Annotated in this window: 9 protein-coding genes, 2 rRNA genes and 1 pseudogene (1 of these 12 cut by a window edge); 6 read left to right on the top strand and 6 right to left on the bottom strand. The window is 61.5% G+C overall.

Annotated elements, in window-relative coordinates; translation table 11 throughout:
• The 3 genes and pseudogenes from NUH86_RS20775 to NUH86_RS20765 all read left to right on the top strand — a co-directional run.
• A 23S ribosomal RNA gene (locus tag NUH86_RS20775) occupies positions 1-1,256 on the top strand; it begins 1,540 nt to the left of the window's first position.
• A gap of 136 nt (positions 1,257-1,392) precedes the next feature.
• Positions 1,393-1,507, top strand: a 5S ribosomal RNA gene (gene rrf / locus NUH86_RS20770).
• A 154-nt stretch (positions 1,508-1,661) separates the two neighbouring features.
• A pseudogene (locus NUH86_RS20765) lies at positions 1,662-2,042 on the top strand (transposase); the annotation flags it as partial.
• A gap of 349 nt (positions 2,043-2,391) precedes the next feature.
• Here NUH86_RS20765 and NUH86_RS20755 read toward each other — a convergent pair.
• The 5 genes from NUH86_RS20755 to NUH86_RS20735 all read right to left on the bottom strand — a co-directional run bounded on the left by NUH86_RS20755 (position 2,392) and on the right by NUH86_RS20735 (position 5,566).
• Complete coding sequence (locus NUH86_RS20755) at positions 2,392-3,087, bottom strand: CDP-alcohol phosphatidyltransferase family protein (protein ID WP_267252384.1); 696 nt, start codon at positions 3,085-3,087, stop codon at positions 2,392-2,394.
• Between the two features lie 211 nt (positions 3,088-3,298).
• Entirely contained in the window at positions 3,299-3,997 is a 699-nt protein-coding gene (locus NUH86_RS20750; RefSeq protein WP_267252383.1) for a spermidine synthase, read from the bottom strand.
• A 385-nt stretch (positions 3,998-4,382) separates the two neighbouring features.
• Positions 4,383-4,526, bottom strand: a complete 144-nt coding sequence (locus tag NUH86_RS20745; RefSeq protein WP_267252382.1) for a hypothetical protein — start codon at positions 4,524-4,526, stop codon at positions 4,383-4,385.
• Positions 4,527-4,881: 355 nt separating this feature from the next.
• Entirely contained in the window at positions 4,882-5,088 is a 207-nt protein-coding gene (locus NUH86_RS20740) for a cold-shock protein (protein WP_267252381.1), read from the bottom strand.
• Positions 5,089-5,350: 262 nt separating this feature from the next.
• Positions 5,351-5,566, bottom strand: coding sequence for a hypothetical protein (locus NUH86_RS20735; RefSeq protein WP_267252380.1), 216 nt, complete (start codon positions 5,564-5,566; stop codon positions 5,351-5,353).
• Positions 5,567-5,986: 420 nt separating this feature from the next.
• On the opposite strand from NUH86_RS20735, the gene NUH86_RS20730 reads away from it, so the two are divergent.
• The 3 genes from NUH86_RS20730 (at position 5,987) to NUH86_RS20720 (ending at position 10,122) form a co-directional block, all read left to right on the top strand.
• Positions 5,987-7,855: a potassium transporter Kup gene (locus tag NUH86_RS20730; RefSeq protein ID WP_267253017.1), complete on the top strand. Its 1,869-nt coding sequence runs from the start codon at positions 5,987-5,989 to the stop codon at positions 7,853-7,855.
• 81 nt (positions 7,856-7,936) lie between these two features.
• Positions 7,937-9,001, top strand: a complete 1,065-nt coding sequence (locus NUH86_RS20725) for a type III polyketide synthase (protein WP_267252379.1) — start codon at positions 7,937-7,939, stop codon at positions 8,999-9,001.
• The gene (locus NUH86_RS20720; RefSeq protein WP_267252378.1) at positions 9,001-10,122 is read left to right on the top strand and encodes an NAD(P)/FAD-dependent oxidoreductase; all 1,122 of its coding nucleotides are present in this window, start codon (positions 9,001-9,003) and stop codon (positions 10,120-10,122) included. Before NUH86_RS20725 ends, NUH86_RS20720 begins: the two co-directional genes overlap by 1 nt.
• Here NUH86_RS20720 and NUH86_RS20715 read toward each other — a convergent pair.
• Entirely contained in the window at positions 10,073-10,771 is a 699-nt protein-coding gene (locus NUH86_RS20715; RefSeq protein ID WP_267252377.1) for a methyltransferase domain-containing protein, read from the bottom strand. The genes NUH86_RS20720 and NUH86_RS20715 overlap by 50 nt on opposite strands.
• Between the last annotated feature and the right edge of the window lie 57 nt (positions 10,772-10,828).

Genomic DNA, 10,828 nt, shown 5'->3' with positions numbered 1-10,828 from the left:
CTAAACCGACACAGGTGGAATGGTAGAGTATACCAAGGCGTTTGAGAGAAGTATCCTGAAGGAACTCGGCAAATTGCCTCCGTACCTTCGGAAGAAGGAGGCCCCACATGAAGGCAACTTTTTGTGGGGGGCACAGGCCAGGGGGTAGCGACTGTTTAGCAAAAACACAGGGCTCTGCTAAGTCGGCTTCAAGACGACGTATAGGGCCTGACGCCTGCCCGGTGCCTGAAGGTTAAGAGGAGGTGTGCAAGCACTGAATTGAAGCCCAGGTAAACGGCGGCCGTAACTATAACGGTCCTAAGGTAGCGAAATTCCTTGTCGGGTAAGTTCCGACCTGCACGAATGGCGTAACGACTTCCCCACTGTCTCCAGGATATGCTCAGCGAAATTGAATTCTCCGTGAAGATGCGGAGTACCCGCGGTTAGACGGAAAGACCCCGTGCACCTTTACTGCAGCTTCAGAGTGGCATTAGGAAAGAACTGTGTAGCATAGGTGGGAGGCTTTGAAGCCGGGACGCCAGTTCCGGTGGAGCCATAGGTGAAATACCACCCTGTTGTTTTCTGATGTCTAACCTCGCACCGTTATCCGGTGCAGGGACCCTCTGTGGCGGGTAGTTTGACTGGGGCGGTCGCCTCCTAAAGAGTAACGGAGGCGCGCGATGGTGGGCTCAGGACGGTTGGAAACCGTCTGTTAGAGTGCAATGGCATAAGCCCGCCTGACTGCGAGACTGACAAGTCGAGCAGAGACGAAAGTCGGTCATAGTGATCCGGTGGTCCCTCGTGGAAGGGCCATCGCTCAACGGATAAAAGGTACGCCGGGGATAACAGGCTGATGATTCCCAAGAGCTCATATCGACGGAATCGTTTGGCACCTCGATGTCGGCTCATCACATCCTGGGGCTGGAGCAGGTCCCAAGGGTTTGGCTGTTCGCCAATTAAAGTGGTACGTGAGCTGGGTTCAGAACGTCGCGAGACAGTTTGGTCCCTATCTGCCGTGGGCGTCGAAATTTGAGAGGAGTTGACCCTAGTACGAGAGGACCGGGTTGAACATACCTCTGGTGTACCTGTCGTCGTGCCAACGGCGCAGCAGGGTAGCTATGTATGGACGGGATAACCGCTGAAAGCATCTAAGCGGGAAGCCTCCCTCAAGATAAGATTTCTTCGAGCGGTCGTAGACCACGACCTTGATAGGCCGGATGTGGAAGTGTGGTAACATATGAAGCTAACCGGTCCTAATTGCTCTGATCGCGCCTGAGAGTCCCACCATCAATGACAACACTGGAATAAAACCCAGCGTCAGCCATCGAGCGTGGTGATAAGCTCATGCCAGATAACAAACACACATAGCAAAACGTGCACGGCATCGAAAAACCCAAAGCGCAAGCTTCATTGCTTGGTGACCATAGCGTCTGTGACCCACCCGATCCCATCCCGAACTCGGCCGTGAAACCAGTCTGCGCCGATGGTACTGTGGCTCAAGCCCCGGAAGAGTAGGGCGTCGCCAGGCATTGAAGCTCGCGCTTTGAAATAAAAACCCAATCACAAAACAACGCACCGCAAAAGGCCCAGTCCCGCAAAGACTGGGCCTTTGCTCGTTCCATTCCCAACATATCCACCCAAACGCCGCCTGCGCGCGCGGACCCATCACGTCCGACGCGCCTGCGAGCGCCGCCAATGCCCATGATGGCGCGCGACTGCCCGATCTGATCAGCAAGGAGAACACCGCCTCCGGCGTTTGGGCCGATACTGCCTATCGATCGAAGAAGAATGAGGCATTCCTCGCCAAGGGCATGTTCACCAGCAATATCCACCAGAAGCGACTGCCCCGTCGGCCGCTACCCGAACGGATCGCCAAGGCCAACGCAAAACGCTCAAAGGTCCGCGCTGCCGTCGAGCACGTCTTTGCCGGGCAAAAGCACCGTATGGGCCTGGTCGTCCGCACCATCGGCATCACTCGCGCCAGGATCAAGATCGGTATGGCCAACCTGGTCTATAATTTCCAGCGCCTTGCATGGCTTGAAGCCCGAACTGCGCCTGCATGACAGGAAATCGGTGTGCAGAGCGCGCCTCAATACGACAATCACGCCGCCAGGAGCGACGAAAAGGGGTCCAGCTCGATCGGAGACCGGAGGCCATAGGCGTGGGGTTGCCATCCTTTCGGTCTCGGGGATGAGAAGAGGCTTTCCGTGGCAGCATTATCCCGGACATTGCCGGACCTGCTCATCCAACAGGGGATGCCATGGGCCGCTGGAACCGCTCGCTTGTATACTGGCTACCCTGGTCTTCAGGGATGCAGCAGGCGTCGAGCTTTCCACGCCTCGATCACAGGGCGTCCGATCGGGTAGCGATCGCCGACCGTCTCGGCGGCGGAATGCGAAAATGACGCGATCATCAATTTTTCGCGTCCAGTGTTTCGCCATCGATCTGCGCGAGCCTCTGGCCAGTCACCCAGGTCTGCCCGACAAACAGCAGGATCAGGATGGAGCCGACGCCACCGACGAACAGATCGAAGCCCGACCAGACTCCGAAGAGACCAGGACCGGCGCCCAGCATCATCATCATGACGGTAAGTGCAATAAGCATGATCCTAAGTTCCGTGGGGCCGGCCGACAGATAGGACAGCTTGAATTCGCCCAATACCCGGGCGGACAGAAAAGCATGGATCGATAGCAGGAGATATCCGGCCAAGGCGATCAGGGCCACATCCATGGTCACGTAGGGGCTGAGGCCGATACCCGCCAAGATCAGCAGCGTCGCCAGTCCGTCGCAGCTATGATCGATAAAATAGCCGTAGGAGGGACGCTCGATCTGGCGGAAGCGCGCCAGACTGCCGTCCATGGAGTCCCCGAACCACTGCACGACATAGCCGATTATGGCGATCAGCAGCCATGCAGGATCTGCGTTGCTTGCTGCATAGCCGGCGAAGATCATGACGGCGCCCACCATTCCGGTCGCCGTCAGCACATCCGGCGTCACCTGGGCCGGCATATGGGCGCACAGCCAGTTCAACAGCCGGCGCTCTTTGGCGGCGAGCCAGTTCTGCTGGATTCTGGAGAGCGCTTTGGGTGGTTGCGATAGGACGGTCATAAGTTCCAGCCGAATGCGGCCGCCAGGGGCCAGGATGAAGGAGTGAGGGCGCCGCCATGCCGGAGCAGGCTCATGCGACGAACGCCTGCCGCTTGGATGCCTTTTCGCGAATTCTGGCTCAATAATCCAGATGCCGGTGACCTCGTACCTGCGGAGGTACATAGGTCACCCTATCGATTTGTGCGAATGGAAAGCGAAGGGCCTCTGACCGTCATTGTTGCTTTGAAGCCAGCCAGATGGTGTGAATCACATCCTCCCCATCGACGAGCGCTGCCACGCTCACCTCTTCCACATCGAAACCGGCGTTTTTGAGGCGGACGACAAAATCGTCATCGGTGTAGGCTGACCAGATCGCCAACAGGCCGTTCGGCTTCAACGCCGCGTGGGCGGCACGCAGCCCCCAATTGCAATAAAGGCGTTCATTCGCCAGATGGATCAACCCGTCGGGTCCATTGTCGACGTCCAGCAGGATGGCGTCGAACGCCGACTTTCCGCGCGCGATCACGTCATGCACATCGGCCATTTCAACCGTCACGCGGGGGTCCGTCAGATAATCCTGGAACAGATGCGACAAAGGGCCATCCGCCCATTTCACAATTTCCGGGACGAGTTCTGCGACGGTGACGGCCGCTGTGGAGGGCAAGGACCGCAGGGCTGCGCCGAGGGTGAATCCCATGCCCAACCCGCCGATAAGAATTTGGCCGTGCCGATCTTTCAGGCGGCTGCATGCGAGAGTGGCGAGCGCCTCTTCCGAATGACGGACCTGATTGCCCATCAGTTCATTATCCCCGAAGCGGATCGAATAATCATCGCCCCGGCGCCAAAGGTGCAATCTTCCTCCGTCGGGAAGATCCGCCGCGCCGATCAGTTCTATGGGGATTGCGGAGCCATCGTCGAGAGTGGCCAACATAGCATTTCTTCCTTCGGAGCTACCGTGCAAGGATAGCGCCGCGGAGCGCCACTCGTCTCGCAACGCCAGGTGATGATTGCGCCAGTTCAAGCTTTGCGCATGCCGAACCGCGACAATTCACTTGGTCGCGTAATCCCCAGGCTCGGCCTTGAACGCATCACGGGCAAAGTTTCGCACAGCAGTGGCGGACTTGAACGTCTCCTCATGCATGTGGGAGGTCACGAGCGGGTAGCCCTGAGAATTATACCGCGTTTCCCGAATAGTGAGCCGGAAAGTGCCATCCTCATCCTTTGTAATCAAATAGGGGCGGATTGCTTGTCGGCTCATTGACGTTCCTAACTCTGATGGGTGGAGCCGGCAGTGAAATGCCGCCGGCTCATGATGATCAGCCAAGCATGGCTGCGACGATCCGCTTCAACTCATTCGTCGAAAGCGTGGCGGAACGGGCAGCGGCGTAAGGTTGTTTGCGCTCCGTGCCGAATGGCAGGCGCATGGCCTCATCTTTGCTGATTTGGGTAACGATATTCATATTCAATCCTCGCGGCTTTTTGCCGCATTCTATTATCAATTGCTTGTCGATTGCCCCTCGGCTTGACTTCGGGCGGGCTATCCCCGTCCGCCTTTTCACCGGCAGGATCAATGAGAGGCCGCATTTTGTGGATGCATGCTCCATTGCGGGCATAGGCTCGGCAAGGGGGAGCCTGAAAATGGCGGTTTTTCGCGTTTCCGCTGCTCGCATATTTTGAATATGCGGCGTCGAAACGAGACATGGGCCTCGTTTCGAAGGTCGCGAAAAACCGCCATTTTTTTTACCTTCGCTGGCCTTCGGCTCGACACGTCATCTTCTGAATGACGATATAGCCTGCAGGCCGCGCCCGGCGGTTTTACGCTGACTGAAGGTTGATCGCGGACATCTTGCCGCGCTTGTCCTTCTCCAACTCATAGGAAACGCGCTGTTCCTTTTCGAGCGTACGCATGCCCGCGCGTTCCACGGCGGAAATATGCACGAACGCATCATCGCTGCCGTCTTCGGGCGCAATGAAGCCATAGCCCTTGTCGGCGTTGAAAAATTTGACTGTTCCGGTGATCATGCTCGGTCTCCTTGTCGCATGTCCTGGGAACGCGACCATTCGCGTATCCCGGCTTAAAAGAGGCAATATGGGGACAAAGGAGAGCCGAAGCGGCCCTATATCCGTCAAAACGCGACGTTCAGCAGGATGTTGATAGCATAGATGGAGGAAAAAGCAAAATTCCGGTGCGCGGATCGATTGCGCCATGGATCGCGATCTGCCGCCGGAGGCGATGGGGGGCCGGTTCAGGAGAGATTTTCATCCCGCGCGGCCGCATCCATCGTCATGCCGGAACAACCCCCGCCGCGCCGCCAAACTGATCCCGCCAGGGCAGCCAACCCGCCGCCGCATCCGCGTTTTTCGAAGTGAGCAGGTCGAAGATTTTGCCGCCGATGACGCCGGCGGCACATACATGCCTGCGCCGGGCCGAATCGCTCACTGCGTCAGCGGCGCGCATCAACGCGATCTGATGTTCGGAATAAAGTTGGTTGAGATCCATGCATATGCTCCCCGGTAAGCGGGAGCGCGTCGGTCTCTCAGTCAAGAACGCCTACAATGTCCATGTTCTTGATGATGAACAGATAGCATAGATATGCCATTATGCAAGAGCGGTGGCATCGGTAAAAGATACAGGACAGATGTCGATAAAATCATAATTTCACCTATTTAAGGAATTATTGGAAATCATAACGGGAACAGGATCGTTTAATCCATGCAAGGGCCAATCAATTTTATCCCGATCACAGGGTTTATCCCGCATATTTCCCTAATTTCGGCCTTTGGCGGGATTTTCGGCTTCCCTGTACGAATTCCATGCCCGTCGCGCAAAGCTCCACTGGTAATATCATGCGACTTTGTGCGATGGGCTACCCGACAATAGCGGGTGGCGCGACGGATGACGGAACGAGCGAGCGAGGGGATGGGGCACCATCCGCAGGAAAAGCTGCCTCTGCTGGCGTTGGGTGCGCTGGGCGTGGTGTTCGGCGATATCGGCACGTCCCCGCTCTACGCGCTGAAGGAAAGCTTCGTCGGTCATCATCCGCTGACGGTCGACCCCCCGCATATCTACGGCGTGCTGTCCCTGGTCTTCTGGACGATGACGCTGATCGTCACGGTCAAATATGTGTTCATCGTCATGCGTGCCGACAATCATGGCGAGGGCGGCAGCATGGCGCTGCTCGCGCTGATCTTACGCAAGCTGGGGGAGAGCCGCTGGACACCGGCGATCGCCATATTGGGCGTGCTGGCGGCGGCGTTATTTTATGGCGACGCCATCATCACCCCGGCCGTTTCCGTGCTGTCGGCGGTCGAGGGGCTGAAGACGGTGAACGACGGTTTCGCGCCGTTCGTCCTGCCCATCGCCATCCTGATCCTGATCGGGCTGTTCCTGATCCAGAAACATGGCACGGCCCGCGTCGGTGCGCTGTTCGGGCCGGTGATGGCGGTCTATTTCCTGGTGCTGGCGACGCTGGGCATCCTCAACATCGTCCGGCATCCGGACATCGTCGCCATCGTCAATCCGATGTGGGCCATCCACTTCTTCGCGCTGGACGCGAAGCTCGCCTTCCTGGCGCTGGGGTCGGTCGTGCTGGCGGTGACGGGGGCGGAGGCGCTCTACGCGGACATGGGACATTTCGGGCGCAAGGCTATCAGCATCGCATGGCTCTATGCCGCCTTTCCCTGCCTGCTGCTCAACTATATGGGCCAGGGCGCGCTGCTGCTGGACTTGCCCGAAGCGGCGGCAAATCCCTTTTTCCTGCTGGCGCCGGAATGGGCGCGGCTGCCGCTGGTGATATTGGCGACGGTGGCGACGATCATCGCCAGCCAGGCGGTGATTTCCGGCGCCTTTTCCGTGACGCAGCAGGCTGTGCAGCTTGGCTTCCTGCCGCGGCTCAAGATCTCGCATACCAGCGCTTCGGCGGCGGGGCAGATCTATGTGCCGCTGGTCAACTGGCTGCTGTTGGTCCTGGTCGTGATCCTGGTGCTGGGCTTCCAGTCGTCCAGCAATCTGGCGGCGGCCTATGGCATCACGGTCACCGGCACCATGTTCATCACCACCTGCATGATGGGGGTGCTGACCTTCAGCGTGTGGCGCTGGAACCGGTTGCTCGCCGGATCGGCCATGGGGTTGTTCCTGATCGTCGACGGCGTCTATTTCCTGTCCAACGCGACCAAGATTCCCGATGGCGGCTGGTTCCCGCTGCTGATGGCGGCGGTGGTGTTCATCGTGCTGACCACATGGTCGGCGGGCCGGAAGATCATGAACTTCTATCTGATGGAAGGCGCGATGGATGTGGAGCTGTTCATCCAGTCCGTCTCCGCCTCCCTGAAGCGCGTGTCGGGGACGGCGATCTTCCTCAATTCCCGCGTCGAGGGGGTGCCGCCCGCGCTGTTGCACAATGTGAAGCATAACAAGGTGCTGCACGAGCGGGTCATCATCCTGACCGTGCGGACGGAGGGGGTGCCGCATCTGCCGCTGACGGGGCGGGCCGAGGTGAGCGACCTGGGTGCCGGATTCTACCGCGTGGTGCTGCGCCACGGCTTCATGGAGGAGGTCGACATTCCCGCCGCGATGAAGGCGGTGGACGGCTGCGGCGGGCCGATCAACGTCAGCCAGACCAGCTATTTCCTCAGCCGCCAGACCCTGATCGCGTCGGAAAAACCCGGCATGGCGATCTGGCGCGAAAAGCTGTTCGCCTGGATGATGCGCAACGCGGTGACGCCGATGGATTTCTTCAAGCTGCCGACGAACCGGGTGGTGGAATTGGGATCGCAGGTGGAGATTTGAGGGGGTAAATAGCCTATTCCCTGAAACTGATCCTTTCCCATGATGGGGCGTTTCGTGCGAGACCGCAATCAAGGCGACCCGATGACTGAAACGCATGCCCGCATCAATGCCATCGGCTGCGCCGTGCCCGCGCAGGACATGCACGCTCCCTTCATCCAATGGGCCGCCCGGCAACTGGACGACCCGCGCGAGAGGCAGCTTTTCCTGCGCATGGCGGAACGGTCGGGCATCGACCATCGCTGGTGCGCGCTGCCGCTGACGGTGGAGGGCGGTTCCCCCGTCGATCCGGGCGGCTTCTATGCGGGGGAGATGCCGCCGACTTCGCGCAGGATGCGGCATTATGCGGATTATGCCCCGGCACTGGCGCTGGAGGCGATAGCGCGGTTGCAGGAACAGGTCGCGCTCGGTCCGATCAGCCATCTGGTGGTGGCCAGTTGCACCGGCTTCGTCGCGCCGGGGATCGACCAGATCATTGCCGAACGGCTGGGGCTGGAGGGGGTCGAGCGGACGCTGGTGGGCTTCATGGGCTGCTATGCGGCGGTGGCGGCGCTGCGCACGGCGCGGCATATCGTCCGGTCGGAGCCGGAGGCGCGGGTGCTGGTGGTCACGGTCGAACTGTCCTCCCTTCATTTCCAGCCGGAGCGGCAGATCGAGCGGTTGCTGATGATGCTCCAGTTCGCGGACGGCGCGGCGGCGGCGCTGGTGACGGCGGCGGGGCGCGGCGTGGCGATCGACCGGCCCTTTTCGTTCAACCTGACGGATTCGGCGGACCTGATACGCTGGGACATCGGCGACAGCGGCTTTGTCATGCATCTGTCGGGCGAGGTGCCGGGGCGCATCCAGGCGGCGCTGGGCGATGCGGAGGTCAGGCGGCGCATGCTGGGCGGCGACGATCCCGCCCTGATCGACGATTGGGCCGTGCATGCGGGCGGGCGGTCGATCCTGGATGCGGTCGAACATGGGCTGGGGCTGGACGGGGCTGCGCTGGCGCGGTCGCGGAGCGTGCTGGCGCGCTTCGGCAACATGTCCTCCTCCACGCTGATGTTCATCCTGGGCGACATGCTGCCCCGGGCGCGGCGCGGGGTGGCGTTGGCCTTCGGGCCGGGGGTGGCGGCGGAAGGATTCCGGTTCGAAGGGATCGCCTGATGCGGGACGTCGCGGCGCTGATCGTCGGCGGCGGGCCGGCGGGCGCGGCGGCGGCGATCACATTGGCGCGGGCGGGTGTCCGGGCGCACCTGGCCGATCGGAATGCCGGGCCGCATGATGCGGTCTGCGGCGGCTTTCTGGGCTGGGATGCGCTGGCGGAATTGCGAGGGCTGGGCGTGGATGCCTTTGCCCTGGGTGCGCGGCCGATCGGGCGGTTGCGGCTGCTGGCGGGCGACCGGCATGTGGAACTGGCCCTGCCGCATCGCGCGGCGGGGCTGTCGCGGCGCGTGCTGGATGAAGCGCTGATCGGGCTTGCGGGGGAGGCTGGGGCGGTCGTCATGCGGGGGCGGGCGGTGCGGGCCGCCGATCCGGCGGGCAGGGCGGTTCGCTTCGACGATGGCGGCGAATGGACGGGGGAGGCCCTGTTCCTGGCGACCGGCAAGCATGAGTTGCGGGGGCTTTCACGCGAACTGGATGGACGCAAGGAGCCGCCTTCGGCCGGGCTGCGGGCGGTGTTGCCCGTCGATGCGGCCAGATCCCGCGATCTGGCCGGGGCGATCGAGCTGCATCTGTTCGATGGGGGTTATGCGGGGCTGCTGTTGCAGGAGGATGGCACGGCCAATCTCTGCCTGTCCGTCGACCGGGAGCGGCTGGCGGGCGGCGTGGCGGCGCTGATGACGGAGATCATGGCGGAGGCGCCGCGTCTGGCCGAGCGGGTGGGCGGCGGCATCCTGCCGTCTTTCGAGGCGGTGGCGGGCGTGCCCTATGGCTGGCGGGCCAAGTCCACGTCGCCGGGTATCTTCCGCATCGGGGATCAGGGTGCGGTGATCGCCTCGCTGGCCGGGGACGGGATCGCCATCGCGCTCGGCAGCGGGGTCAGCGCCGCGCAGGCCTATCTGAACGGCGGGGCGGATGCGGCGGTCGGCTGGCAAGCGCGGATGCGCCGCCGCAGCTTCCGCCCGCTGGCGGTGGCGGAAGCGCTGCGCCATGGCGCGGCAGGGCCGACGGGACGTGGGCTGTTGATGCAGTTGCTGCGCTGGATGCCGGAGTTGGGCGTGCAGGCCGCTCTGCTCACCCGCATATCCGCTCGACGCACAGGCGGAAGGCAAAGCGGCGTATGATCCGTACCTGGTCCAGGCCGATGCCCGCCTGCGGCAAAATCCGCGCCCAGTCGCCGGGGCGGAAGGCGCGGGCGATGGACAATCGGCCATCCTCCCGCACGATGGGGTGAACGCGCAGCAAACGGGCCAGCAAGGGAAAGCCCCAATGGGCGAAGCCGTGACGATGCAGGTCGCAGATCAGCCAGCCCATGCGCGCATTCGCCTCCATATGGCGGAGGAAGGTCATCAATTGCGCGTCCGTCATGTGATGCGTCACCTGACTGGAGATGATGAAGTCGAACCGTTCCGGCTGGTCGAGATAATCCCCGGCGCGATAGTCGATGCGAAGGTCCGGCGGCGTGGCGTGGCGGGCCGCGGCAAGGCTTTTTTCGTTGAGGTCGACGCCGATCAGTTCGGCCTCTATCCCGCGTTTCCTGGCCCAGCGGGCGATGGCGCGCAATATGTCGCCGTCCCCGAAGCCGACGTCGAGCAGGCGGAAATGGCGGGCGGAACCGACGGCGCGGTTCAGGAAGGCTATGGCCGGCCAGGCGGTGAACGTCCAGCGGTTGACCCGCGCAAGGTCGTGCAGCACGCGCTCATAGACGGCCGGGTCCAGGCCCGGCGCGTCCATCTGTTCTTCCTGCCGCGAACGGATCGAAAGGTCGGCCATATGCCCTCTCTTCTTGCCCATCCTCATAGCATATTTCCGGTTTTTCGCACTGCTGCT

The organism is Sphingobium sp. JS3065 (assembly GCF_026427355.1).
Taxonomy (GTDB): domain Bacteria; phylum Pseudomonadota; class Alphaproteobacteria; order Sphingomonadales; family Sphingomonadaceae; genus Sphingobium.
Note: the sequence above shows the minus strand (reverse complement) of the source record. Positions and strands in the feature narration are given on the sequence as shown.